The sequence below is a fragment of the Paenibacillus baimaensis genome, assembly GCF_025567575.1.
Map to the genome: position 1 here is coordinate 137139 of NZ_JAOQIO010000069.1, position 25249 is coordinate 162387.

At 45.8% G+C, this 25249-nt stretch carries 19 protein-coding genes; 10 read left to right on the top strand and 9 right to left on the bottom strand.

Annotation, left to right across the window (positions count from 1 at the left end; all coding sequences use genetic code 11):
- Positions 1 to 95: 95 nt before the first annotated feature.
- From OB236_RS17470 to OB236_RS17485, 4 genes are all read left to right on the top strand, one after another.
- Positions 96 to 869, top strand: coding sequence for a hypothetical protein (locus tag OB236_RS17470; RefSeq protein ID WP_262685155.1), 774 nt, complete (start codon positions 96 to 98; stop codon positions 867 to 869).
- Between the two features lie 351 nt (positions 870 to 1220).
- Positions 1221 to 2006, top strand: a complete 786-nt coding sequence (gene motA / locus OB236_RS17475) for a flagellar motor stator protein MotA (protein ID WP_076230964.1) — start codon at positions 1221 to 1223, stop codon at positions 2004 to 2006.
- Positions 2003 to 2809: a flagellar motor protein MotB gene (motB, locus tag OB236_RS17480; RefSeq protein WP_076230966.1), complete on the top strand. Its 807-nt coding sequence runs from the start codon at positions 2003 to 2005 to the stop codon at positions 2807 to 2809. Before motA ends, motB begins: the two co-directional genes overlap by 4 nt.
- Positions 2810 to 3031: 222 nt before the next feature.
- A complete protein-coding gene (locus OB236_RS17485) occupies positions 3032 to 4981 on the top strand; it encodes an ATP-dependent DNA helicase (RefSeq protein ID WP_262685156.1) in 1950 nt (649 codons plus the stop codon).
- Positions 4982 to 5076: 95 nt separating this feature from the next.
- Here the strand turns inward: OB236_RS17485 and OB236_RS17490 are convergent, their stop codons facing one another.
- Positions 5077 to 10107 (bottom strand): S-layer homology domain-containing protein, encoded by a 5031-nt coding sequence (locus OB236_RS17490; RefSeq protein ID WP_262685157.1) that lies wholly within the window; start codon positions 10105 to 10107, stop codon positions 5077 to 5079.
- A gap of 408 nt (positions 10108 to 10515) precedes the next feature.
- Between OB236_RS17490 and OB236_RS17495 the strand changes: the two genes are divergently transcribed.
- Positions 10516 to 11115, top strand: coding sequence for a nitroreductase family protein (locus OB236_RS17495; protein ID WP_076230972.1), 600 nt, complete (start codon positions 10516 to 10518; stop codon positions 11113 to 11115).
- A gap of 79 nt (positions 11116 to 11194) precedes the next feature.
- On the opposite strand, the gene OB236_RS17500 is transcribed toward OB236_RS17495, so the two are convergent.
- A complete protein-coding gene (locus OB236_RS17500) occupies positions 11195 to 12718 on the bottom strand; it encodes a CAP-associated domain-containing protein (RefSeq protein WP_262685158.1) in 1524 nt (507 codons plus the stop codon).
- A gap of 481 nt (positions 12719 to 13199) precedes the next feature.
- On the opposite strand from OB236_RS17500, the gene OB236_RS17505 reads away from it, so the two are divergent.
- The 5 genes from OB236_RS17505 (at position 13200) to OB236_RS17525 (ending at position 17619) form a co-directional block, all read left to right on the top strand.
- Positions 13200 to 13643, top strand: coding sequence for a DUF2188 domain-containing protein (locus tag OB236_RS17505; RefSeq protein WP_262685159.1), 444 nt, complete (start codon positions 13200 to 13202; stop codon positions 13641 to 13643).
- 100 nt (positions 13644 to 13743) lie between these two features.
- A complete protein-coding gene (locus OB236_RS17510; RefSeq protein WP_076230978.1) occupies positions 13744 to 14610 on the top strand; it encodes an SDR family oxidoreductase in 867 nt (288 codons plus the stop codon).
- A gap of 421 nt (positions 14611 to 15031) precedes the next feature.
- Positions 15032 to 15508 carry a YhcH/YjgK/YiaL family protein gene (locus OB236_RS17515; RefSeq protein WP_262685160.1) on the top strand — a complete coding sequence of 159 codons (477 nt, stop codon included), beginning with the start codon at positions 15032 to 15034 and terminating at the stop codon, positions 15506 to 15508.
- A 134-nt stretch (positions 15509 to 15642) separates the two neighbouring features.
- Positions 15643 to 16542 carry an alpha/beta fold hydrolase gene (locus OB236_RS17520; RefSeq protein WP_262685161.1) on the top strand — a complete coding sequence of 300 codons (900 nt, stop codon included), beginning with the start codon at positions 15643 to 15645 and terminating at the stop codon, positions 16540 to 16542.
- A gap of 108 nt (positions 16543 to 16650) precedes the next feature.
- Positions 16651 to 17619, top strand: coding sequence for a Gfo/Idh/MocA family protein (locus tag OB236_RS17525; protein ID WP_262685162.1), 969 nt, complete (start codon positions 16651 to 16653; stop codon positions 17617 to 17619).
- A gap of 146 nt (positions 17620 to 17765) precedes the next feature.
- Here the strand turns inward: OB236_RS17525 and OB236_RS17530 are convergent, their stop codons facing one another.
- From OB236_RS17530 to OB236_RS17560, 7 genes are all read right to left on the bottom strand, one after another.
- Positions 17766 to 19148: an ABC transporter substrate-binding protein gene (locus OB236_RS17530; RefSeq protein ID WP_262685163.1), complete on the bottom strand. Its 1383-nt coding sequence runs from the start codon at positions 19146 to 19148 to the stop codon at positions 17766 to 17768.
- Between the two features lie 79 nt (positions 19149 to 19227).
- Positions 19228 to 20049, bottom strand: coding sequence for a carbohydrate ABC transporter permease (locus OB236_RS17535; RefSeq protein ID WP_262685164.1), 822 nt, complete (start codon positions 20047 to 20049; stop codon positions 19228 to 19230).
- Positions 20046 to 20996, bottom strand: a complete 951-nt coding sequence (locus OB236_RS17540; protein WP_262685188.1) for a carbohydrate ABC transporter permease — start codon at positions 20994 to 20996, stop codon at positions 20046 to 20048. Before OB236_RS17540 ends, OB236_RS17535 begins: the two co-directional genes overlap by 4 nt.
- Positions 20997 to 21411: 415 nt before the next feature.
- Entirely contained in the window at positions 21412 to 22431 is a 1020-nt protein-coding gene (locus tag OB236_RS17545; protein ID WP_262685189.1) for a DUF4871 domain-containing protein, read from the bottom strand.
- 8 nt (positions 22432 to 22439) lie between these two features.
- Positions 22440 to 22988 (bottom strand): RNA polymerase sigma factor, encoded by a 549-nt coding sequence (locus OB236_RS17550; RefSeq protein ID WP_262685165.1) that lies wholly within the window; start codon positions 22986 to 22988, stop codon positions 22440 to 22442.
- A gap of 131 nt (positions 22989 to 23119) precedes the next feature.
- Entirely contained in the window at positions 23120 to 23644 is a 525-nt protein-coding gene (locus OB236_RS17555) for a GNAT family N-acetyltransferase (RefSeq protein WP_262685166.1), read from the bottom strand.
- Positions 23645 to 23750: 106 nt separating this feature from the next.
- A complete protein-coding gene (locus OB236_RS17560) occupies positions 23751 to 25226 on the bottom strand; it encodes an amidase family protein (RefSeq protein ID WP_262685167.1) in 1476 nt (491 codons plus the stop codon).
- Between the last annotated feature and the right edge of the window lie 23 nt (positions 25227 to 25249).

Here is a 25249-nt window from a genome sequence, read left to right on the forward strand (position 1 = left end):
TATAAATGTCAGCTTCTGAAGCAAAATTCGTGTTGAAATCTGAATGATGCTAACGAAGTCAGCTCTCTGCTAAAGCTCATAGGAGGAAAAGAAAAGTGAAAAGAGGACTTGTTGGTTTGTATACGCTTTTATTTGTGTTTGCAACGTTTATCGCGGTGCCACAGCCTTCTCAGGCGTGCTCCTGTGCCAAGAAGCCATCCGTTCAGGAGGAGCTGCAGAGGAAGACGGCCATATTTGCAGGCAAGGTTGTGAAGCTCTCAGAACCACACACAGGTTTCTTTAGCTCATCGGCTGATCCTGTGACCGTAACATTCGCGGTGTCTAACGTCTGGAAGGGAGAGGTACGAGCCGAGTTGAATGTGAATACGCCTATAAGCGGTTCCAGCTGCGGCTACAGCTTTGAAATGAACCGGGAGTATCTGGTATATGCCAGCAGCGACGGCACTGGTAAACAAACCACAATGCTGTGTGATGGCACGAAGCCGTTAAGCGGTTCTGCGGACGATCTGGCCGTGCTTGGTGCTGGAGAGAAGCCGCCAGCCCTGACGCATTCTTTTGCACCTGTGGGGGGAATCCCGCTCTTTATCTATGTGTCTGTGGTAGTTTCTTTTGTTGTTGCCTTATTGCTTTGCTTTTGGGGAATTCAGATTGGTTATGGTATATACCTCTCTAGAAAGTATATTCGTGAGCTGCCGGATATCAGAAAGTCGATGGATCAGGGTGAGCTACCATCTGAAGTGGAATTTGTTGTGAAGCTCAGTAGGGAGAAGATGGGAAAACGTATTGGGGTAGGCTTGATTAGTATCGCAGCAGCTGCCATAATCGCCGCCATTGTGTATGCACTGTTGATGAGTATGTACACGAGCTGAGGGGATAGGTTCTCCAAATGAACGGGATCGCACCATGGGGTCCTGTTTTTTTGCTTTTCAAGGGTCAGAGCCATTTGGTCAATGAGGACTGTTATTTCAACGGGGTGAGCTTTATCCGCATCATTCTCCGCCATTGGAATCAATTGTCTGCAACACCATCATACGTTGGTCCTAATCCCTTCGTCCTGGCTAAAAGCTAAAAATGGTATTTAGTTAAATTTGTATAAATTTTAATATTTTCAAGCAGGCTTCACGTCACAGGATGTCGAATAAATGTATGAAATGTAGAAATATAGGGATCAAGCACGATTAAGAAAGTTCAAATCATTTACAGCGGGGTGCTCATCGGATATGGAAAAGGCAACAGTTATTGGATTAGTATTGGCGGTTATCGCCGTCGGTGTCGGTATGACGCTGAAGGGTGCAAGTGTTATGTCGTTATTGAACCCGGCAGCACTTCTTATTATTTTCGTAGGTACAGCGGCGACCTTGTTCGTTGGCTTTCAAATGAGTGAGCTTAAGAAGTTTCCCAAATTGATGAAAATTTTGTTCAAGCAGCAGCAATTAATCGAAAAAAAAGAATTGGTTCGCCGCTTTATGGATTGGGTTTCCATTACACGTCGTGAAGGTTTGCTCGCATTGGAAACTCAGGTAGATCAAATTGAAGATGCGTTCCTGCGTAATGGCATGCGGATGATTATTGATGGTAACGATAGCGAATTTGTCAGGGATGTACTGCTGGAGGAAATCTCATCAACAGAGGAACGTCACCGTAACGGTGCCTTGATCTTTACACAAGCAGGGACCTATGCGCCTACACTTGGGGTGCTTGGTGCGGTTGTTGGACTCATCGCAGCCTTGAGTAATCTGAACGATGTTGAGAACCTGGGTCACTTGATTTCCGCGGCTTTTGTCGCGACGCTGCTTGGTATTTTTTCTGGTTACGTGCTCTATCACCCGATGGCCAACAAGCTGAAGCAAATTTCCAAGAAGGAAATCGAAATCAAGCTTATTATGGTAGAAGGGCTGCTGTCCATTCAATCAGGCATATCCACGATAGCTATGAAGCAAAAGCTGTCCGTCTATATTCCGCCAAATGAACGTCATTTACTTGATGAGGGAAGTGGCGCTGAATGAAAAAAAAGCGACATGAGCATCATGAGGAGCACATCGATGAAACGTGGCTTATCCCCTATGCCGATTTGCTGACTCTTTTGCTGGCTTTGTTTATCATATTGTTTGCTTCGAGTCAGATTGATTCCAAAAAGTTCGAGCAAATCATGAAGGGTCTGAATTCGGGCTTTAACGGCGGCACAGGAATGTTCGAGCAATCGAATATTGTACCTTTGACTGTTTCACCTAACATTGAGAAGAAAAAAGAAGATGAAAAGAAAAAAAATGAGCAGGAAAGTCAGCAAGAGCAGCAAATGAAGGCTCTGCATGATAAGGAAATGCAGGATCTCAAGGAGCTTCAACAGAAGCTGGACGGATACATCAAGGATAATGGTCTTCTTTCCCAGCTGGAAACCAAATTGAATGAGGATATGTTAAAAATTACGATTCGCGACAATGCCTTATTTCAATCCGGCTCGGCGGAAATTAAGCAGGAATCGCAGGTACTGGCACAAAGCATTACGAGTATGCTGAGCGGCTATAATCAATATAATGTGGAAGTGGCGGGCTTCACGGATAACGTGCCGATCAATACGAGAGAGTTCCAGAGCAACTGGGATCTGAGCGCCAAGCGGTCCTTGAATTTTATGAAGCTGCTCATGCAAAATGGAAAAATTGATCCGGCCCATTACCGTTCTATCGGCTATGGTGAATATCAACCGATTGATACGAATGATACTGCCGAAGGGCGCGCCAAAAACCGCCGAGTGGAAGTGAACATTATTCGTCAGATTAATTCTGCTGGCGCCAAATCGTTTATACCCTAAGTTATTATCAAGCTGATCGGTGTAACAGTTAACTGAAGTATAAGAACAACCGTCTTGTGAACAGCCCTCCGGCTAGCCGGGGGGTTCTTTGTATACCGCCCACAAGTAGGGTGAGTTCACTTGAGCATTATTGAATGTTTGTAGCATTTATGTGATACTATAGCTTCAATGTAAAGGGGCTATGGGTGTACTGAAATCAGTCCCGATGGAGGCATATGCAGTATGGATCTGTATCCGTTTCATTATGATCGCACCCAGCCCTTCGTGAAGCAGGCATGCGAATGGATTGTGGATGTGTTATACGATATATTGCCGGAATCCGGCTTCGAGGTTCGTGATGAACAGATTTTTATGGCGTTTCAGCTGGAACGAGCCTTTGCCGGAAAAGAAACGATATTTGCGGAGGCTGGGGTCGGAACGGGCAAGACACTGGTGTACTTGCTGTATGCGATTTGTTACGCGCGTTATACCCGCAAGCCCGCCATCATCGCTTGTGCGGATGAATCCTTGATTGAGCAGTTGGTCAAGCCGGAGGGAGATATCGCCAAGCTCACCCGATACTTGAATCTTGCGATAGACGCCAGATTAGCCAAATCTCCTGATCAATATGTGTGTCTGACGAAGCTGGACGAAGCCAGATTAGGTCATGAGGATGCGGGACTGTACAGGGACCTGTACGAGCATTTGCCAGAGTTTGTCCGTTATCGTGAAACGCTGCAGTCGTTTCATGCTTATGGAGACCGCAAGCATTATCCGGATATGAACGATGAACAATGGGAAAAAATCAGCTGGGATGCTTTTCAGGATTGCTTTGTCTGTGAGCAGCGACATCGGTGTGGACAAACGCTTTCCCGCGATCACTTTCGGCGCTCGGCGGATTTGATCATTTGCTCTCACGATTATTATATGGAGCATGTATGGACTTATGAAGGAAGAAAACGTGGAGGACAGCTGCCGCTGCTGCCGGAACACTGCACCGTCGTGTTCGACGAAGGCCACCTGCTGGAGTCCGCGGCGCAGAAAGCCTTGACCTACAAAATCAAACATATTGTGTTTGAAGAATTAATTGTTCGGCTGCTGAAGGGTCAGATTCGTCATTCGCTGGCGGTATTAATCGACGAAGCGATCGACCGCAGTGAGGCTATGTTCGATCTGTTGGAGCGGCAAAACAGGGCGATACCCGGCTCGGATCGTAGACAGATTCTATTGAATGAGCAGCTGCTGCAAGAGATCAGCCTGTTCCGAGAGTCGCTTGCGATCATCGAGGAGGAGTTGGTGCTGGAAAGTGAGTTGTACTCATTGAATCCATACCATTCGCGAATTGTCGAAGAGCATTTGGAAATGATGCAAAAGGCGCTGAGTCTTTTCCTGCAATCAGAAAGCTTTGTATGCTGGGTAACGGAGAGTATCACGGGCTTGACCTTGGTCATTATGCCAAGGGCTGTGAAGGAAGTTCTGAAGAGACGGGTATTCAGCGCGAATATGCCGATTGTATTTACTTCATCGACACTGTCCGTTAACGGTTCTTTCGATTATGTGACGAAAAGTCTCGGAATTGAACATTACTTGTCGTTCAGTGTGGATTCTTCGTATGATTATGCACATCAGATGGAGGTTATCGCGCCGCGGTGGTCATACAGAGGCACCTTTTCAGAAAAAATGAAAACGGCCATCCGTCTGCTGGTACGAACGGAAGGAAGGGCTTTGATTTTGTTCCCGACCAAAGATACACTGCAGCGGTTCAAACGAGACATCGTCCATTATCCGGAAGTTGCGGGGATGCGGTTCCGTTTTGAAGGAGACCGTGAAATCAGCGACTTGATCGCGGCTTTTCAGCGTGAAGAGACAAGCATTCTATGTGCGGTTACTTTATGGGAGGGGCTCGATGTGCCTGGGCCATCCCTATCCAACGTCATCATTTGGGCGCTGCCTTTTCCACCGCAGGATCCAGTTTTTATGGCCAAACGCCAATCTGCGATTATGCCTTACGAGGAGGTTGACCTGCCTTACATGCTGCTGCGGCTTAAGCAGGGTATGGGTCGTTTGATCCGTACTCGTGAGGATCATGGCCTTATAGCGATTCTCAGTGAGGAGCTGTATGGGGAGCCAGCCTTGAGAGCGCATGTTGAGGGGCTGCTGCCGTCAGGGGTTCATTTACAGGATTCGTTGTAAATAAGCGAAGTTTAGTGTTAAGTTTTAAAAACAACAAAAGGTGCTTATCGGATGAAACTGATAAGCACCTTTTTGGTATTATTTCACTAAAAATATTAAGGAGACGGTAGCAGTGTGATGTGTACGGTGTCGCTTGTTGCTTTTCCAAGTGATGTAGCATTGAGAGATAGTTGATCTCCAGCTTTAAATGCATCTGTTGACCAATAAATCATATAGTTACCGTCCGCTGATGCAGTAGCAACAAAAGTGTGTGCTCTCGAATCGTTTGTCAGAGTAATGATGGCACCGGGTTCTGCGTGTCCACTTAAATGATTTGTAATTACACCATCAAGAATAGTGGGTACGGATGTTTGGCCGACAGTTTCTTGTACAATGATTTTGAAAGGCTCGCTTCTATTCTTGTTTTTGGCTTGAGCCGTTACCAGCAGCTCTTCCCCCGCAATCAGTGTAACGTAAGATTGGATAAGCTGACTTGATGAGAAAGTACCATCCGACCATGTAGGAAATGATCCAACAAACGAACCATCTTGCTTATTCAAGGTAATGTAGGCATATGTTGATCCGGAATCTACGGTTCCAGTCAACATAAATCCATTTGTATACAAATTTCCATTAACCTTAGGCACTGCGGTTTTCGGTGATGCTTGCACGATAACATTGACCACATCGCTAGTCGCTTTCCCAAGTGTAATTGCTGTAATTGTCAGCTGCTCTCCTGCATTAAACATACCAGCTGGGAGCATTTCCATACTAAAGGAGCCGTCATATGTTGACGCACGTGTAGACGTATTGATTCCCTTCAAGCTGGTTTTTATGCTGACGATTGCACCGGGCTCTGCATATCCACTGATGGTGGCTTCCGAGGCAGATATATTCGTAGGTATCGCCGTTTGGCCGGTAACTGCCCGTACGATGATTTTTGCAGGATCACTCATCTTTTTGCCATATGCTTGAGATGTCAATAGCAGCTCTTCACCCGCAAAAATATTAACGTAGGAATTGTTAATTAGATCAGTTATTGAAAAACGACCATCCCTATTAACAGCGATCGAGGTTATATTTGTACCATCTTGTTTAGATAAAATCAGGTCGGTCCACTTTTGCTCAAATCCGGGAACTGTAGTTCCCTCTATAGCATATGCATTGGGATATACGCTTCCAGCAATAGTTGGTTTTTCGGTTTTCAGGGCTTCCTGAACGAACGCGTAGATCGGATCGCTAGCAGATTTCCCTATGAAGGCGGCAGTTATTGTCAGCCGTTCACCTATCTGGAAGGTTCCAGTCTGTATCCTAATGTTGAAAAAGCCATCAATGGATGAAACAAAAGTCCTCATATTGTGACGATTTAAATCATCCTTTATGGTGAGTACGGATCCGAATGGTGCCCAACCACTAATAGTGGTTTCATTGATTATATCGGTCATGACGGAGTCAGTTCGGCCTGTAGTTGCCTGTACGAAAATGGATACAGGATCACTTTTCTTTTTGCCCTCGACCTGTGCGGTTAGCAACAGCTCCTCACCGACAGTAAGCATCAGATCAGAGATGTATGGACTTGATTGAATGGTATATGCACCATCTGATCTAACCCCGCCTCCGGCAACATAGGTACCGTCTTTTTTAGATAAAGAAACTGATCCCCAGTTATTTGCAAATCCGGGTTCTGCTTTTCCGTTGAGAATGAATCCGTTGGTATATGCATTGCCGTTTACGGTAGGCTTCTCGGTTTTCAAAGATGCTTTTACGGTCATAATAACAGGATCACTAGTAGCTTTACCGGGCACAGTGGCGGTAAACTGCAGTTGGTCACCTACGTTAAATTGACCATTAACATATATCTTATAGGTGCCACTATTTGATTCCGTCGCGAAGATCAAATTGTAACCTTTGGTATTTTCCTTTACGGTAATAAACGCTTCTGGTTCCGCATTAACACTGATTACGTTCGATGCCTCGTAGACATCACTTATAAAAGTAGGCGTTTTGGTTTGACCGTTGGGAACTTGTACGACCAATGTCACAGGATCACTCTGCTTCTTCCCTTCGGCTTGAGCAATAAGCAGCAGTTCCTCGCCTTCCAAAATGACTAAATTAGTATAGTAGTAACTGATGGGACTAATAATGAATGTGCCATCCCTGTTTGCACTGCTTCCAGAAAGATAGGTGCCGTCTTTTTTTGTTAATTTAATAGTAGTCCAAGTTTCCTCTGGTCCAACTTTTCCGCTTAGTAAAAATCCGTTGGTATATACATTGCCGGATACAGTAGGTTTTGCGGTTTTTTCTCTTGAATCGACCATTGGTATGGCACTCACTTCGTTAGACGCGGTGAAGACGCCATTTACCATAGCTTTAACTATAAAGTAGTACTTCGTTCCGTTATCCAATCGGTTTACTGTATACGTAGTACCCGTTACCGTTGTAGGCGCTTGGGTATATGATCCGCTTGTCTTGGAGCTGTAAACCTGATAGGTAACGTTCGATCCTAATGGATTCCAAGACAACGATACCTGGGCATCACCTGCGATTGGCTTTAATCCAAAAGGATCTGTTGGTCCAGAAGGTACATCCACAATAACAGGCACTGTCACTGTTTTCCCACCGTAGCTAATCGTAATACCGGCTGTCCCGTTAGCTATAGCCGTAACAATACCTTCTTTACTTACTGAGGCTACAGTCGGCGTGCTGCTAGTATAAGAAGCTTCTTTCGTTACTGGACGAATCGTGGCATCCGAGTATTTTGCAACGATGCTCAATGGCTGGGTTGCACCCAAAGTCTTTAAGGTGATGCTGCTTGGTTCGACGGATAATGAGTCCAGAATGGGTACTGTAGGCTCAACCGGAACGGAAGTTCTTTGGGCTAATACTGTAATCGGATATTCAACATCCCGTACTTGACCATTTTTGGATATTAAAGCTGTTAAGATAACTTGTACATCTGCTTGTCCTAGTGCAGGGCGAGTCACCAGACCCGTGCTGCTTACAACCGATGGTTGGGAGGATTTCCAAGTTATGCTGACCCCTCGTAAAGCATCAACTGTCGAAAGCACGATATTTTGCGTAACAGCCTGCAGCGTATCAGTTCCTGCAAAACCTATTTTCAAATCCTGATAGGCCACTTCCAAAGCGAATGTGGTCATCAAGCGTTTGTATTCAACCAGCTTTGTCGAATAACCGGTAATATCCGCTTCAGCTACTCCAAGCAGGATCGCATTATTCGCAATCGTCTCTGCTGCAGTAATTGCGGCATCCACTTCCGCAGAATACGAATTAAAGGATCCAATGGCCGCGATAGCAGCAATGGCATTAGCCTTCAAAGTATTGATTAATGCTGGAGATGCCTCTACTTTAACTCCGGGGCTAGCGGTAATGGGAATAGTCCCGATTACAGCGGCATCGCCTTCTAATTTAATATTTGCATTTAATTGAAGCGCAGAAATTTTGGTGCTCGTACTTGAAAGGTTCAAGGTTGTGCCTTGTGCTTCCTTAGACACGGTAACCGAGCGAAATTCACCTTCACCATTTAGAGTTACCGAAGTGTTCGGCGCCGTGATGCTCAAGCTTCCTAAGGAGGTACCTGTGGCTGCACTGATCGTTGCGTTAGTGCCTACGTTCAAGTTTGCTATGGATGAAGTGCCTCCGTCTTTTGGGGCGGCAATCTTGATCTTCGCACCTTCACCTTGTACAGTAACATCACCTTTGATGGTGCCTCTTAATTCAATCTCTTGTCCTTGGGCACCTGATCCGATTGTGATCATTCCCAGGCTTCCGGCACTGGATTCCATGATTACCTTGGACTGTATATTGGTATTTGTCACTTCGGAACCGCTGAGGGACTCGATCCGAACAGGCTCTGATTGATTATTGGCAGCTACTCTTAACGTGGTAATGATCGTATTTTTCAATTTAATGGAGTTAGAGCTGCCTGAAGCCACTACAATATTAGCAGCCTCCACATTCTGCAGCAAAATCTCACCACCAGCACCAGGATTTAATGTCAGCGTACCTGTAACAATTGTTTTAGCTGCTCCGTCAGCAGGACCAACTGTTCCAGAAGATGTAATAAAGAGAGAATCGTATGTACCGCCGCTATTCACTTTATCAAGATCGGATTTTAAAGGAGGAATTACAGGAGAGTTTTGTCCGCTTCCACCACCTCCACCACCCCCGCCGCCAAAACCACCAGCAGCAAATCCTGTAAAGGTTAAGCCGGTATCTTTACCTCTATAGCTCAGCTTATATACCGTTCCAGTTGATTGAATGCTAGTTGTCAATACTACAACAGTTTTGCTGTCGGTTTTCAACGCTGCGTTCGTAATATTCAACCCATTATCAAAAGTAAAGTCCGTCTCATTAACGGTAATAACGTCCTTGTGGAAGGTAACTTCGACGCTGCTGTTGTTCACAACCGACACCGAGCTAACATCAGACAAGCCCGTATTGGCAAAATCTTTCCCTTTGCTTATGTATGCTGCTTTGCTCGTATTGAACTCATAAGCTAACCGAGCCAAAGCCTGTCTTTCTGCATGATCCTTAGGGCTAAATTTTAAAGTGCCATCGTGACTCTCGATTCCATTGACGAAACCGATTTTGAAAGCTAATGATACATGTGACTGAGCCCAGCTTGAAACTTGTTTCAAGTCAGACAAATTAGCATCTACTGCTATCTTTCCGGCTGCTTCCTCAAGACCCATAGCACGAATAAAAAATACAATGAGTTCTTCTCTTGTCACTTTTGCGTTAGGCGAGAATGTGGTTGCCGATGTTCCTTGTGTTATTCCGGATTCAACCAATGCACCTACAAAACCTTGGTACCAATCGTTTTTACCGACGTCTGTAAAAGCAGATGCCCGTTCCGTATTTTCTTTTAGACCGAGAGATAAAACGATGATTTTGGCCAATTCTGCACGACTCATCGCTTTAGCAGGTTGAAAGGACCCATCCTCATAGCCGCTGATCACACCGTTATCTACCAAATTCCGTATTTCTTTTTGAGCGTAAGAACCAGAGATATCCGTTAATTCTACTGGAGTGTCAGCACCGAATGCCCAAGTGGGTACCAGCATGCCAAACAACAGCATAAAAACCAGGAATCCACTGATTTTACTGTAACGATTTCTTAAAAACACATTTGTTCCTCCTTATAATGGCTGCTTAATAATTGTTACTTTGGACCTGTGTTCTACAAAATTTATAGGCTCACGAGACTAAGAAGATGTAAAATACAGGAAAGTGCTATGGGCATTATAACATCATATTTCGCGAAAATCTTACAAATTAATGAAAAATAATACGAAATTTATATGTATAGGTCTATAATCATGGAATATACAGAAATTAGTCATATTAAGGATCCGAAAACAGCTCGTAAAAGGTGAGAGATCAACTGAGGTGTTACATAAATGAATACGTGATGGGTAGAAAACCAGAGACTTTCGTATTCGAGTTAAGCCCGGCAGCCTAGGTTATAATTTGGTGTCCAGTGGGTAACTATATAAAAGAATGTGAGCATTTATAAGATAATGGAGGTATCAATGATGGCAAAGGACTTTTTGACAGCGGTTAGAGAACGACGCAGTATGTATGCAATTAGTAAGAAATCTCCGATATCGGATGAGCGTATTCTGGAAATTGTCGAAGATGCAGTTAAACACGTGCCTTCAGCTTTTAATTCGCAGAGTACAAGAGTTGTGGTGCTATTAGCGGCCCAGCATGATAAGCTGTGGGATATCACGACTGATATTTTGAAAGCAATCGTTCCGGCAGACCAGTTTGAATCGACCAAGCAGCGTATGGATGGATTTCGCAACGGCTATGGGACCATCCTGTTCTTTGAAGATCAGCACGTGGTTACAGGCATGCAGGAGGCATTTGTGACTTATCAGGATCGTTTTCCTGTATGGGCACAGCATACGAATGCGATGCATCAGTTTGTGATCTGGACAGCGCTCGAGAGTGAAGGGCTTGGCGCCAGTCTGCAGCATTACAATCCGCTGATTGACGAGAAGGTCAAGACGGAATGGAAATTGCCGGAGAACTGGCAGCTCGTAGCCCAAATGCCATTTGGGACACCGACCGCACCTCCGGGAGATAAAGAATTTAAACCGATCGAAGAACGATTGCTTGTGTTCAAATAAAAAAAGCGTACCTGGCTGTTGAAGCCAGGTACGCTTTTTTAAAAAGTATGCTATAAGAAGGATGGCAAGATAGCAAAATTTACGGCGTATAAAAATTTTCAGTATAATATATACTCATTTTCCCGCCAAATGCGACTCCTACACCAAGACGCTCAATATCGCTTAGCAGAGCCTTGCGATGACCTTCCGAGTTCATCCAGCCATGATGGGCGAATATGGCGCTCGTCTGTCCTGCGGCTATATTTTCTGATGCAGCACGTAGTTTCAACCCATCATCTTTCATTCGATCAAAAGGACTTTTACCTTCCGGGGTTTCATGTGCAAAATAATTTCTGGCGGCCATATCCATGCTATGCTTGCGGGCTGTGCCGGCGATGGTATCGTTCCATACCAGAATGGACTTTCCAAGCTTGGTGCGGTGTGCATTGGCCAGATCGAACGCTTCCCGTTCATAGGCTGTGATTAAAGCTGGGCTTTCTTTTGGATAAAAAGATTCCAAAGCGAGCTCATTGGGTTTGGCGACTGCCTGCACTCCGGTTACAACATTATTCTGGAACAGGTCATAAAAGAAGGTAACGTAGACGCCGTCAATTTCATAGGTGCCACTTTCACCGTTTCCATAATTGAATATAAATCGGGTATTACCCTTTCTTATCGATTCCAGGGGATTACCGTATCGATTAATCACCTCGGATTTGGCTGATCCGTCTTGGATGCCCTTATTATTGGACCAGTTGGTAGACAGGGAATACAGGGCAACTACCTTATTATCACTGATGCCGATCTGCGCATAGCTGGTGTAATCCTGATTGTACACATACCAGGTAAAGCCGTATTCACTGGCATCCTTACGGGCTGGTTGACCCAGCTTGCTAAGGGTTGCTTCCAATGTGTCCCCAATATGCACTTCCTTCAAGGTAATGACAGCGGAGGATGAGACTGATCCTGTGGGTGCAGTTGGGCTGACAGGTACATCTGGTGTTACTGGAGCAGGTACGCTTGGAGCAGAACCGGCAGCATCCTTACTTGCTGAAAGCTGGAACTGCATTTGCTTCAGATTACGTATGAACTGTACAGCCTCGGCACGAGAAAGCTTATCGGCTGCCCGGTAGCCTTCGACTGTAGCGGCTGTTTTGCCTTTGGACAAACCTTGGTTGAGTAAAAACGATATGGCATCGGTTAAGCTCACGGTACCTTTTTGTGTAGCGGCGATTATCAGGGCTACATGGCCCCGATTAAATTGGTCACGGTTGCTGGCAGACAGTACTGGCCACTTCTGAGCTGCAGCCATGTCGTAGTAGGGTGTATACCAAGGCAATCCAGCAGCGGCGTCAGGTAATTTGATCTCAGGATAAGCCCGAAGCAGCATAGCGAGAAACTCGGGTTCAGAGACCGGGTTATCCGGGTGAAAGGTACCATCGGCATAACCATCCACAACTTTATTAAGCACAGCCCAGTCGATTGCATCTGCACCCCAGTGTCGTACGGTATCGCTGAAGGTAACGGTATTGGCAGCATGAGTATTCGGGATTGAGGTCAAGGGTACGAACAGCACGGTGATAATGATCATCAAGGGAAGCCAACAACTTGTCCATTTTTTCATGGTTTGATGAACCCTCCTTAAAGTTTTGCGCAGCAAAACTGGCATTGAAGCATAACGAAGCTCTTATACCTATATATTTTCGTGATGGTTTTACTATATATGTCCAGTAAGCGGATGTCCACGCAATCTATTCAGCATAAAGAGGAAGAGCAGCTTCAACTTCAGGCAAACATTTTTCGAATATAACATAGAGTGTCACTGTTTACATTATGAACATGACGTAAATGCCGATACAATTTGCCTCACGATTGTAATCGAATTGAAACATACGCTTCATCTTCGTTTAATGTTCTTAGCCTATACTAATAGATGACCCCCTTTTAAAATATATAAACTTGAACCCCAGTTGCCGCGGTGGCAGCTGGGGTATTTTTTTGCGGAAAATTCGACGGTTGATGTTAGAAGCATTTGAATGAATGATTCGATTCAAGGTCAATTGGCTAATAAAATAAAGTAATGACTAATTCCAGGAGGGACTACTATGCCATGGAAAAAGAATGATTACCCCGTTTCAATGAAAAATTTGGAGCCTCGCGTCCGCAATAAAGCAGTCGAAATCGCAAATGCCTTGTTGGAGGATGGGTATGAGGAAGGCAGAGCAATCGCTATTGCTACGGCCAAGGCGGAAGAGTGGGATGATAATCATCCCTTACACAGACAAAAACATGAGGAGAAGGAAGCAACCTCAACTCAAAGTAGCCGACAATCACCTTCCCATAACGAGCACAACAGGCACAATCTGCATGTGGTTCCCGACGGAGACGGATGGGCTGTCAAGGAAGAGGGCTTGCATGATGTTCGTTTGAATACGGAAACAAAGGCAGAAGCCGTCGAGAAAGCGAAGCAATGGGCATCAGATACGAATACCAGCGCAATTATTCACCGTAAGAACGGTACCGTTGAAACTTCACATAATTACTCGTAACCACTGAAAGCCACATAAAAGCTTATCCATATGTACAAGCTAGCTTACAGCAACACATGATTGGGACATCATCACTTTAATAAGAAAAGGAGAGATACCCATGCCAACCAAATCACCCACACAAACGATGCCTCCACAGCATCAGAATCGCCAGCCCGGACTGGAGAGCGAGATGAATCCGAAGCCGAATTCCGTTGACCGCCAATACAAGGGCAGCGGTAAGCTGCTCGGGAAGGTAGCGATTATTACCGGAGGAGATAGCGGCATAGGCAAGGCAGCGGCAGTATGTTATGCAGCTGAAGGAGCGGACGTTGTGATCGTCTATCTGAATGAGCACAGCGATGCCAAGGAAACGATGAGACTGATCGAAAAGGAAGGACGCCGCTGTTTACTGATTGCCGGTGATGTGGGCGATGAGGCCTTTTGCCAGGAGGTTGTACGCAAAAGTATAGCTACCTTTGGCAAGCTCGATATTTTGGTTAACAATGCTGCTGAGCAGCATCCACAGGAATCGATTGAAAATATTACACAGGAGCAGCTGGAAAAAACGTTCCGTACTAATATTTTCTCGTATTTTTATTTTACGAAGGCGGCTTTACCTCATTTGAAGTCAGGTGCGGCCATTATTAATACGGCTTCGATCACGGCTTATAAGGGTAATCCGCAGCTGATAGACTACTCTTCCACTAAGGGGGCTATCGTCGCTTTCACCCGGTCGTTGTCGATGAGCTTGGCGGATAAGGGCATTCGGGTTAACGGTGTAGCACCGGGACCGATCTGGACACCACTGATTCCTTCAACCTTTGATGCCAAAAAAGTCAGTGAGTTTGGTGGAGATACGCCCATGAAAAGACCGGGTCAGCCAGAGGAGCTTGGACCCTCTTACGTCTTTTTGGCATCGGATGATTCCTCTTACATGTCAGGACAATTTCTGCATATCAATGGTGGCGAAATTATTAATGGCTAACAGGATTAGCCTGATTAAATATTAGGCTATCAATCTAATGTATGCATCGTTAGTCTAATGACTGGATTCCACGATAAGGAATCCAGTTTTTTTGTTCCATGAATAAGTCTTTTTTAGTTAAGTTCTTTTAAAAGTCCGGTGAATAATGAGCGGAGCGGCCAAATAATCCTGTAGAAGCGTTAGCGTTTGCCTTTGCTTCCGTACTTTTACCGATAAATATCTTATAAAATCAAAAAATACGGAAACGACAGCGATCGAAAGGATATTTGGCCGCGCAGCGGGACTTATTCACCGGACTTCGTCAGACTTCACCGAACATCATCGGTCTTTTAAATAGAATCAAAGAAGCTTATACTGAAAAGGGCAGATTCTGCACAGCAGCTATCTGTACAAACATCGATATGTTGGGGAGGCATCATTCATGATTTTCAGTGATTTGGCAACTTGGGAACTTGAAAAGGCACTTTATCCGAAAGCGCTTAACCGTGGCTTGGAGTATATCCGTTCCACCGATTTTAGCACTATGGCGCCAGGCAAGCATGATATTGAAGGTGATTTAATGTTTGTGATGGTTCAGGAGCCGACAACTCAAAGCTGGGAGAAGCAGCGTCCGGAATCACACCAAACCTACATCGATATTCAATACCTGATCGAAGGTGAAGAGCTGATCAAGGTGGCACGCCTAACATCAGAAGCAGTCATTTCCGAAGAAGATTTCGCATCACGAGATATTGCTTTTTATAAAACAACAAGTGTGGAAAGCTCGATCCTGCTGCTTCCCGGGAACTTTACTGTTTTTTATCCGAGCGATATTCATCGTCCAGTTTGTAGTGTTAAAGAGGATCAGAAGATTAAAAAAGTCGTTATCAAGATACATAAATCGTTACTGGAGCTATAGCCGAAGCCTCCTGCTGAACGAAGTCTCATTGTGACCCAATGAGGCTTTTTGTCGTATGAAATGGGATGATTCGGGTATTCTAACAGGACAGAAAACATAGACAAAAAGCACAGTAAGAAAGGATGGGCACCAGCATGCCATTTGTCGATGTGAATGGAACGGCTCTCTATTATGAGAGCGTGGGTCAAGGAATACCGATTGTGTGCATACATCCGATTCTTTTAACCGGAGAAATCTTCAGCTATCAGCGTGCCTCTTTATCCGACCGTTATCAAATCATTACCTTCGATATTCGTGGCCACGGTAAAAGCCGTTTTTCGGAAGAGCCACTTTCCTATACAATGATCGCTGAAGATATAAGGCAGCTTTTGGATTCCCTTGGAATTGGCCAAGCCTATTTGTGCGGGTACTCGGTAGGGGGTCAAATCGTTTTGCAAGCACTTCTGAGCGATCCGGACCGTTATCTGGGGGCAATCCTGATAGGCTCAACATCGGAATTAACAGACCCTATTCAGAGAGGCCTGGTATGGATCGCACACTTGTTATGCGGACTTCATGGAAAACGCTTGTTATCCGCTCTCGATGCTGGAGGCAATGCAACTAATTTTCATATCTTTAAATCGATGTACGACAGCTGTAATTCAGGAAATGTATTGAATATCGCTCAATATCATGAGCAGGTGCTGAGTTTCAATTGTACGGATCGGCTGTATGAGATTCAAGCACCGATCCTGCTGCTCTTTGGACAGAGAGATACCCGGTTCCATCAATATGCAAGGGTGATGCAGACGAGGCTGCCGCACAGTACTCTGCATTTTATTCGCGGTGCTCCGCATCAAATCCCAACAAAGCATGCTGCTGATGTGGATGGACTTTTACGTCTGTGGATTGAAAATCAACAGAACCAGCTAGCGCGTGAGCAGCATAAGCATAAGGATCAGGAGTTTGAAGAGCAGCAGAGCTTGCAAGCGCAAAATACTCTTTTTGAACAGCCAGATCATCTGGAACAGCCAAGTCAGCAGGAACATCAATAAATAAGGAATCCCTTCGGATAAATAGTGCCATTAATGGTATGATGGGTGCATACTTAACTCTCATTGAGGTTCATCCAATTATTATTTATCAGGAGGGATTATTTATCTATGCAAACAATTCGTTGGGGAATTATCGGCTGCGGAGACGTAACTGAAGTCAAAAGTGGTCCAGGCTTTCAAAAGGCTGAACATTCTGAGCTGGTTGCTGTCATGCGAAGAGACGCCGCATTGGCGGAAGATTATGCCCGCAGGCATAACGTGCCGAAGTGGTACAGTGATGCTGAGCTGCTCATCGAGGATCCGCAGGTAGACGCAGTTTATATCGCCACACCGCCAGCCTTTCATAAAGAATATGCGATCAAAGCCATGAAAGCGGGAAAGCCAGTTTATGTGGAAAAGCCGATGGCGATGAATGTAGCGGAATGCGAGGAAATGCTGGAGGCAAGCCGCCAAGCGGATGTGCCCCTGTTTGTTGCCTATTACAGGAGACAATTACCCAGATTTCTGAAAGTGAAGGAGCTTCTTGAGAGCGGAATCATTGGTGAGGTTCGCTTGGTAACTACGATACATTTGGGGCAGTTTAAAAAAAGCTCCTGGAGGGTCCAGCCGGAAATATCCGGGGGTGGGCTGTTTGTGGATGTAGCCAGCCATACGCTTGATCTGCTTGATTATTTGTTAGGGCCTATTGCGAGTATACAAGGCTTCGCGGGCAATCAAGGGCACCATTACGAGGCTGAGGATATTGTAACGGGGACGTATCAATTTGAGTCCGGTGTATTCGGTACCGGAAATTGGTGTTTTACCTCTTATGAGGATATGGACAAGAACGAGATTGTGGGCACCAAAGGGAAAATTACATTTTCTACCTTTCAGAACAATCCGATCGTTGTATCTACCTTAGAAGGTGAGGAGCAGTACATGATCGAGCATCCGCACCATATCCAGCAGCCCTTGATTCAAACGGTTGTCGATGCTTTACGGGGTCAAGGGATATGCTCCAGCACAGGGAGCAGCGCGATTAGAACAAGCAAGGTTATGGACGATATTCTTAAAGCTTACTATTTAAAGGACCGTTAAAGATTCGGTAAATATGTGCTGCTGTGAAGCCAGACTCAACAGGCTTTTTGTTGGAGCTTGAGTATACATGGTGATGATAAACAAAGGGACTTCGGTATGTACCGAGGCCCCTTTTGTACGTGTATGGTGCTTTTTGAAAGTATAAATTACTTTACAGTTTTATTGTAAGTACCGAGCTTACCGGTAATTTCCTTGGCTGCACCGTCAAGTGCCTCCTTCGGTTGTTTCTTGCCATTAAGAACCTCTTCAATCGCACCTTCTGTAAGCTGGCGAGCTTCCGGGAATACGCCCATGACAGCGCCTTGTGTTGCCGTGTTGGCTTTGGTAGCGTGAAGCTGGTCAACGGCTGTTTTCAGCTGAGGATATTTCACCAGATTGTCTTTTACGACTTGTTCGTCATAAGCTTTTTTGGTAATAGGGAAGTACCCAGTGTTAACGTGCCAGTAAGCTTGCTGCTTAGGCTCAGCCAGGAACTTGATAAACTGCCAAGCGCCGTTTTGCTCGGCTTCACTGCGGTTGTTCAAAATATAAACGCTGGCGCCTCCGACAATAACTCCGCCATCTTTAGCGTCGGATGGTTTAGGCAGATTGCCTGTTCCCACTGCGAATTTACCTTGTGCTCCGTCAACTATACCGCGCAGAGAGCCTGTGGAATCCAGTGTCATAGCAACTTGTCCGGCAATAAAGGCTTTTTTGGTATCATCGGTTTTACGACCCAGATTCAGGGACGATTTATCATCCACCATTTGCTTCCACCAGGCAAGTGTTTTCACGCCTGCGTCACTGTTCAACATTGATTCGGTAGCCAGACCTTTGCGGCCGTTGCTGTTATTCAGCAGCTCAGCACCTTGGTTGGCAAAAAATTGCTCCATAAACCAACCATAAATAGCGAAGGAATTGCCATACTTGCCGTCTTTGGTTAATGCTTTGGACGCTGCTGCTACTTCTTCGTACGTAGCTGGCGGTTTCTCTGGATCAAGACCTGCTGCTTTGAACATATCCTTGTTATAGTAGAGGATCGGGTTCGATGTGTTAAAAGGCATGGAGTTCAGCTTGCCGTCAATCCGATAATAATTGAGAATGTTTTCTTCAAGCTGGGATAAGTCATATTTGTCGGCATCAATAAATTTTTGCATAGGGGTAATCGCCTTGGAATCAATCATAAAACGACTGCCGATTTCGAATACCTGAATCAGAGCAGGACCGCTTTTGGAATCCATTGACGTTTTCATTTTGTTCAGACTTTCATCGTACGTACCTTGGAAAACCGCTTCTACGACAACATCTTTTTGCGATGCATTGAAGTCAGCAACAAGTTTATCTATCGCTTTGCCAAGCTCTCCGCTCATGGAATGCCACCATACAACCTTAACCGGTTCCTTGCTTGCAGCAGGCTTAGGGGCCATTTCTTTATTGTCTGTTCCCTTTGCGGCTGACGGTTGTGTTGGGGTACCGCCGCATGCTGCCATGAAGAGCATCACGATGGCCATACAAAGCGTCACTAAACCTTTTCTACTCCAGCTTATCATTTGTCGTCTTCGCTCCCTTAAAAAATGTTTTATTTATATAGAGCGTCTTGGGGACGCGCTATTTCCACCAAATGTAAGGCTAACCCTTCACAGCCCCGGCTGTAATACCGCGAACCAGCTGCTTGATTCCGAGCACGAGAAGCAGCAGCGATGGCAGCATCACCAACGTAACGCCAGCTAATACGAGATTCCACGAAGTCATTTCTTCGAACTGCAGCATACTGATTCCAATCTGTACGGTACGCATTTGCTCGCCGTTTGTGATCAGCAGCGGCCACAGGTACATGTTCCAATGTGTCAGGAACGAGTAAACACCAAGTGTCGCTAATGCCGGACGAGCCAAGGGCAGGACCATCTGGAAAAAGCTTCGTATATGACCGCAGCCATCGATCTTTGCTGCTTCGAACAGCTCGGCAGGAAGCTGCAAGAAAAATTGGCGCAGTAAAAACGTACCGAACGCCGTAGCCAGAAAAGGTACAATCAGCCCTTCGTAGCTGTCCAGCCAGCCCCAGCTTTTAACGGTCAAATAATTGGGAATCATCGTGACCTCCCATGGAATCATCATCGTGGAAAGGAACAGCGCGAACAGAATGCCTTTGCCTGTGAACCTTAAAAAAGAGAAGGCATAGGCGGCCATGCTGGCGGTCAGCAGCTGTCCGATCATAATGGCGGTAGATATCAGTAAGCTGTTCATAATAAATGTGAAGATCGGGACCAGGTGCGTAACAGTAATGAAATTATCCCAATACAATCCACCAGGCAGCAGCTTGGGCGGGTAGGACGATGATTCCGCTGGAGTCATCAGAGCTGCCGAGAACGTAAACAGCAGAGGATACAGTACCAAAGCTGCGGCGATACCTAATAGAAGGTATACGACGGTATTTTGAAAGCGGGTGGTCATTGATAATGCACCTTCTTTTCAAAAAAGGTAAACTGCAGCACGGTCAAAATAAGAATGATGGCGAACAGAACCAGTGCCTGTGCGCTGCCGATACCGAACCGGAAATTAACAAACGCATCCTGATAAATGTTATAAACGACTACATCGGTCGTGTACATCGGACCACCCTTGGTCAAAATGTGCATTTGTCCAAACGATTGGAAGGCTCCAATTACCGATACGATAGCTACGAAAAATAGCGTTGGCGATACGAGCGGCAGCGTTAGCTGTACGAAGGTTCGGATCGGTCCCGAGCCGTCGATTTTGGCGCTGTCATATATTTCCTCAGGCACACCCTGTAGTCCGCTCAGCAGTACGATGTAATTGAAGCCAAGCGTCATCCAGATCGTCATCATCGAGACAGAGATCAGCGCCCAGGCAGGATCGGTAAGCCAACCAACAGGTGAAATACCCGCGAGGCTCAAAAAATAATTAAGTGTACCGACGCTTGGATGGAACAGCATCATCCAGATCACAGAGCCGGTTCCGACAGAGATGGCGATAGGTAAAGAGAATATAAACTGGAACACGCGCATGCCGCGCAGTCTGGATTGCGTCAGTGCTGCCAGCAGCAGCGCCAACAGGATACAGGTAGGGACGGTCAGCAGGGTAAAGGACAACGTTACCTTCAAGCTTTGGTAAAAGCGCTCTGACAGGAACAGCTCCTGGAAGTTCGCCATGCCTACAAATGCGGCAATGCGTCCGCGCGGGTCGGTCAGATGCATACTCAGATAGATGGATTGCAGCAGCGGATAAAATAGGAATACGCCAAACAGCAGCAGAGAGGGGGCCATAAATAAATAGGCAAGCAGATTTTCCTGCAGACGCTGCTTGTGAAGGCTTTGGGTACGGCCTACGGCAGCTGGCTTTGGTCTGTTATTGGAAATGCTCCCGAGTTGTTTTTCCATGAGGCTCATGCTTCATTCACTCCTGACGGTAACGGCCTTAGAGAGGCGGTTAGCATTTGATGGGGAAGCTGAGTTCTTCCTTGGCATCTTTGTCAGTATAAAGCGCATTTGTTAACCAGGGGTCAACTACATATAAAGGTTTTATGTAGATAAGGGTCAATCTCTACCAACAACCGATCCTGAATATTGCCAAGGGGTCAATGGTGAAAGCTGCAAGCCGTGTATGTTGTTAAGCAGGATAAGGCGACATGTAATAATTCCCATATAATGATGACCTCCCGTATCTAGCAAAAAGTATGCGAGCCAGTAGGTGCCACAAATAACGCAATACAAAGACCTCTTCTGCTGCAGCAGAAAAGGCCGTATATCAACAATGTGGCTCCGAGTAAGGTGGATCATGTGTATGGCACCGTTTCTATTTGGATACCACATCCACAACGATGCTGTTAAGCAAGCGGTCGTTGACGTATGCCATAAGCCGCCACCGTCCAGGTTCAGGCAACGACATGGATGACACCGCCGTGCGATCAGCTCCATTCAGGCCTCCGCCTAACTGACTTGTCGAGAACACTTGTATGAGTTCAGTTGAACCCTGTTTGACGGCCATTACCTTGAATTCGCCCTCAAGCTCTTGCTCCGATCCCCACAAATGCCACATGTATTTGTTGCCCTTGCCTGCAATGAAAGGTTGCTGGTCTAGTGTTACACCCTTTTCATTTAGATAAGGACCTACAATAAAGCCAGCTTTTCCTTTCTCACCAACCAAAATATAGGAACCGTTCTTGCCATCCCCGCTTATATAAGGCAGTTCAAAAGTAGGACTTACCATCCAGGATGGTTCCGCTACAGACAATACAGCGTCACCGTATAATTGATCGTTTACAAGCACCTCATATCGCCACATGCCACCAAGAGGAAGTGCAAACGTCGCTGTAAAACGCTCCAAACCCGGATACCCCGAGCTTGGTTCTGTAATTGTTTGTGGAGGGAGTGCGATTACGCTCATACCGGTTTCTTGATGATAAGCGGAGATCGCTATTTGGTTACCTGCAAACGTAGCAAAAGGCGCTGTAAAATGAATCATATACCCGAATGGTCTGCCCGCAGTAAGGTTAGGGTCAGGGAAAATAGTGAACAGTGTCTGATCATGAAGTCGATATTCCATTCGAGCAGTCCAAGTGTCTGTTACTGCTGCAGATGTTGGATTCTGACCTTGCTCTGTAACGTTCTTCGGCAGGAGGGCGAATACCATGATTGCACTGACAACTACAAGGATAGCCATCGCCGGAATCAACAGGAGCGACCTTTGTTCTTTCGCTTGCGGCCGCTGCTTCGTCTTGTTCATGATGTCCTGCTTCATTTGCTCCGTAAAGCGAGGCTTCATGAACGGGGATGAGTTGAACGCTTCGCTCCATTGTGGCGGTTGCTCTTTCATAGTCACTGTCACTCTCCTCCTTGGTAATCGTTGTTCAGCATATCGGATAATTTTTTTCGTGCTCGATGAAGTCGTGTTTTGACGGTTGCTTCCGGTATTTCAAGCAGTATGGAAATTTCTTTGTTCGTTAGCTGATAATGAGCATTCAAAAGCAGTATTTCTCTGAATTTGCGGGGAATCCGCATAAGAGTTGCCCAAATATGGCGGGTCTCCAAGCGATCAAACAGCTCTGCTTCAGCCGACCGTGAGGAGCCTTTTCGAATAACATAATCAACCAAAGTCACTTTACGGATGAACGCACTTTTCAAATAATTGAGTGACTTGTTGCGCGTGATCGTCAATAGCCAGCTTTTCACACTACATTCGCCTCGAAAGCTGTATAACTTGTCATATACGGATAAAAACACATCCTGAGTGAGATCATCCGCTGCGTCAGCATGACGGGTTAGAAAAAACGCGAAGTTCCAAACGTCGTTTCCATATTGGGTCATCAGGTCCCCAAGTATAACGTCTTTATCACTCCCGCCACTCAGATGCTGTAAATAATGTGGTTCCACGAAATCACCTCTACTATTAGACAGACTGCTAAGTGAATAGTTCCCGAAATATAAAAAAACGACCTCTTTTGATAAAGAGACCGTTCATGAGTGCGTGTAATGGACTTATTTTACTGTCTACGTGATGAGTGTCATTCACTTTCTTTTATAAGGGACTTGGTGAAATACAAGTTTAAATCGTCATCCGCACAAACCTCAGTACCGGGGGTGACAGGCTGCTGCCTGTACATCAAACCCCTGCCATCTGGCATATATCCTCTTCTAGCGTATAAGCGCTGTGCACTCCCATAGCTCTGATAAAGTCCAACACCAATGCCCACAATTCCGTATTTGTTGAAGGCTATGTTCTCGACGGCTTCCATGAGCGCATGACCGATTCCGAGCTTTCGCAAAGGAGGGATTACATTAAAATCGTTGATTTCCGGTATGCCATTTTCTCTAAAATAAGGATATTCAGAGGTTGAGAGCAGATGCAGACTTCCTGCAAACTGACCGTCGTAAGAGGCCAATAACGTTATCCGTTGATTGGTTACATTTTCTTCCCAGCACTTCTCGATGTAATCCAAAGGCTTGTTAATCTTGTGTTCAGTAAAAATACGAAACACGGGTTCTATGTCTGCCTTCGTCATGGGTCCAACTTCAATCGAATTCGTCATAGTCATACCTCATTTCCCTTGATCGCCATTTTTCTTCGATAGGACGTAAATAATGAACGTATTCCAAAATAACTTGCCTGTTCATCTTCATATATCTCCCGTGTAATTAATCCAATTGCGGTGGAACCCGATGAAGTGTAGCCTGTTCGAAGCCGTATGCAATTTTTATCAAAGTCGGTTCACTCCATGCTTTACCAGAGAAAACAACACCAAATGGACCTTTTGTAGCGTCTCCATCGGAATCGATAATGCCATTCACTGAATAGCCGGCCGGAACCGTAATTAAGGGATAGCCCAATCGTGCAGCAATATACATGCCGTCTACATCCCCAGGTAGCAGAAGTGCATCCAAGGAATGCGTATCTATGGCATAATCAATGCCTTGCTGCAGCGGGAGCTCCGAGTAGGCTTGCTTCTTAATCAGATAGGTTTGCTCGGTTAGAGTGGTTTCTTCGGATCGGATCAACGTGTCCTGTCCATATTGCAGAGTTATTTCGGCATGCTTTTCATTATAGGCAATCAATTCTTTCAAAGAGTGAATCGGCACGGAGTCCGCTAATTGGGATAAGTAATCGTTCAAGCCCTTCTTGAATTCATACGTAATAACATCATTGTTCCAGTTATTCTGTTCAACGTGAAGCGTAACATTATCGACGATAGTGACACCTTCATGGATCAAAGTCGTAATGGCAGCTTCCATAATAGCAAGCCTTTCCTCGTCCAAATGCCTGTAATAATATCGGGGAATCCCTATTCTAGCGTGTCGCAAAAAGCTTGCATCCAAAAAGGGCGTATAGTCTGAAAAAGAACGGTTCTCACTCAATAGCGTAGCCGAATCCTTCTCATCAATCCCTGCACATGCACCCAAAATCATCGCTGCATCCGTAACCGTTCTGGCTATAGGTCCCGGAGTATCCTGACTGCTGGAAATCGGTATAATTCCGGCACGGCTGATCAATCCGACAGTCGGCTTGATCCCCACCAGAGAGGTTTGACATGCCGGTCCAACAATGGAGCCCGCCGTTTCCGTTCCGATCGCTGCTGCGCACAGATTTGCTGTAACAGCCGCCGCAGGTCCTGAGCTGGAGCCGCTAATGAAGAGCTCGCCCGCACCATACGGATTTAGAACAAATCCGCCCCGTGAGCTGTATCCCGCTGGCATCCGGCTGGACATAAAGTTGGACCACTCCGTCATATTTGCTTTCCCGAGCAGAACGGCACCTGCCGAGCGGAGCTTTGATGCTATATAGGCATCCGCCGCTGCGAATGATCCAGCTAAAGCGACCGATCCGGCACTCGTGTGCAGGTTATCCTGTGTATCGATATTATCCTTCAAAAGAATGGGAATGCCGTGCAGGCTTCCCCGACTTCCTGTATCTCTGCGTTCCTGATCTAAAGCACGCGCGATATGTAACGCATCTGGATTGATCTCCAGGATGGAATTGATGCTGGGATCATACTTATGTATTCGGTCCAAATAGGCTTGAACAAGCTCTTCCGAGGTTATGGATCCGGATTCCATAGCTGTTTGCAGCTGTGTCAGGTCTGCTTCGATGATCCATTCATGCAGATTTATACTCATTGGGATAGTCCTCCTGAACATGA

Coding starts and splice junctions, on each gene's coding strand:
- motA (WP_076230964.1), top strand. CDS start 1,221: ATGGAAAAGGCAACAGTTATTGGATTAGTATTGGCGGTTATCGCCGTC.
- motB (WP_076230966.1), top strand. CDS start 2,003: ATGAAAAAAAAGCGACATGAGCATCATGAGGAGCACATCGATGAAACG.
- OB236_RS17485 (WP_262685156.1), top strand. CDS start 3,032: ATGGATCTGTATCCGTTTCATTATGATCGCACCCAGCCCTTCGTGAAG.
- OB236_RS17495 (WP_076230972.1), top strand. CDS start 10,516: ATGGCAAAGGACTTTTTGACAGCGGTTAGAGAACGACGCAGTATGTAT.
- OB236_RS17500 (WP_262685158.1), bottom strand. CDS start 12,718: ATGAAAAAATGGACAAGTTGTTGGCTTCCCTTGATGATCATTATCACC.
- OB236_RS17505 (WP_262685159.1), top strand. CDS start 13,200: ATGCCATGGAAAAAGAATGATTACCCCGTTTCAATGAAAAATTTGGAG.
- OB236_RS17510 (WP_076230978.1), top strand. CDS start 13,744: ATGCCAACCAAATCACCCACACAAACGATGCCTCCACAGCATCAGAAT.
- OB236_RS17515 (WP_262685160.1), top strand. CDS start 15,032: ATGATTTTCAGTGATTTGGCAACTTGGGAACTTGAAAAGGCACTTTAT.
- OB236_RS17520 (WP_262685161.1), top strand. CDS start 15,643: ATGCCATTTGTCGATGTGAATGGAACGGCTCTCTATTATGAGAGCGTG.
- OB236_RS17525 (WP_262685162.1), top strand. CDS start 16,651: ATGCAAACAATTCGTTGGGGAATTATCGGCTGCGGAGACGTAACTGAA.
- OB236_RS17530 (WP_262685163.1), bottom strand. CDS start 19,148: ATGATAAGCTGGAGTAGAAAAGGTTTAGTGACGCTTTGTATGGCCATC.
- OB236_RS17535 (WP_262685164.1), bottom strand. CDS start 20,049: ATGACCACCCGCTTTCAAAATACCGTCGTATACCTTCTATTAGGTATC.
- OB236_RS17540 (WP_262685188.1), bottom strand. CDS start 20,996: ATGGAAAAACAACTCGGGAGCATTTCCAATAACAGACCAAAGCCAGCT.
- OB236_RS17545 (WP_262685189.1), bottom strand. CDS start 22,431: ATGAAAGAGCAACCGCCACAATGGAGCGAAGCGTTCAACTCATCCCCG.
- OB236_RS17555 (WP_262685166.1), bottom strand. CDS start 23,644: ATGACGAATTCGATTGAAGTTGGACCCATGACGAAGGCAGACATAGAA.
- OB236_RS17560 (WP_262685167.1), bottom strand. CDS start 25,226: ATGAGTATAAATCTGCATGAATGGATCATCGAAGCAGACCTGACACAG.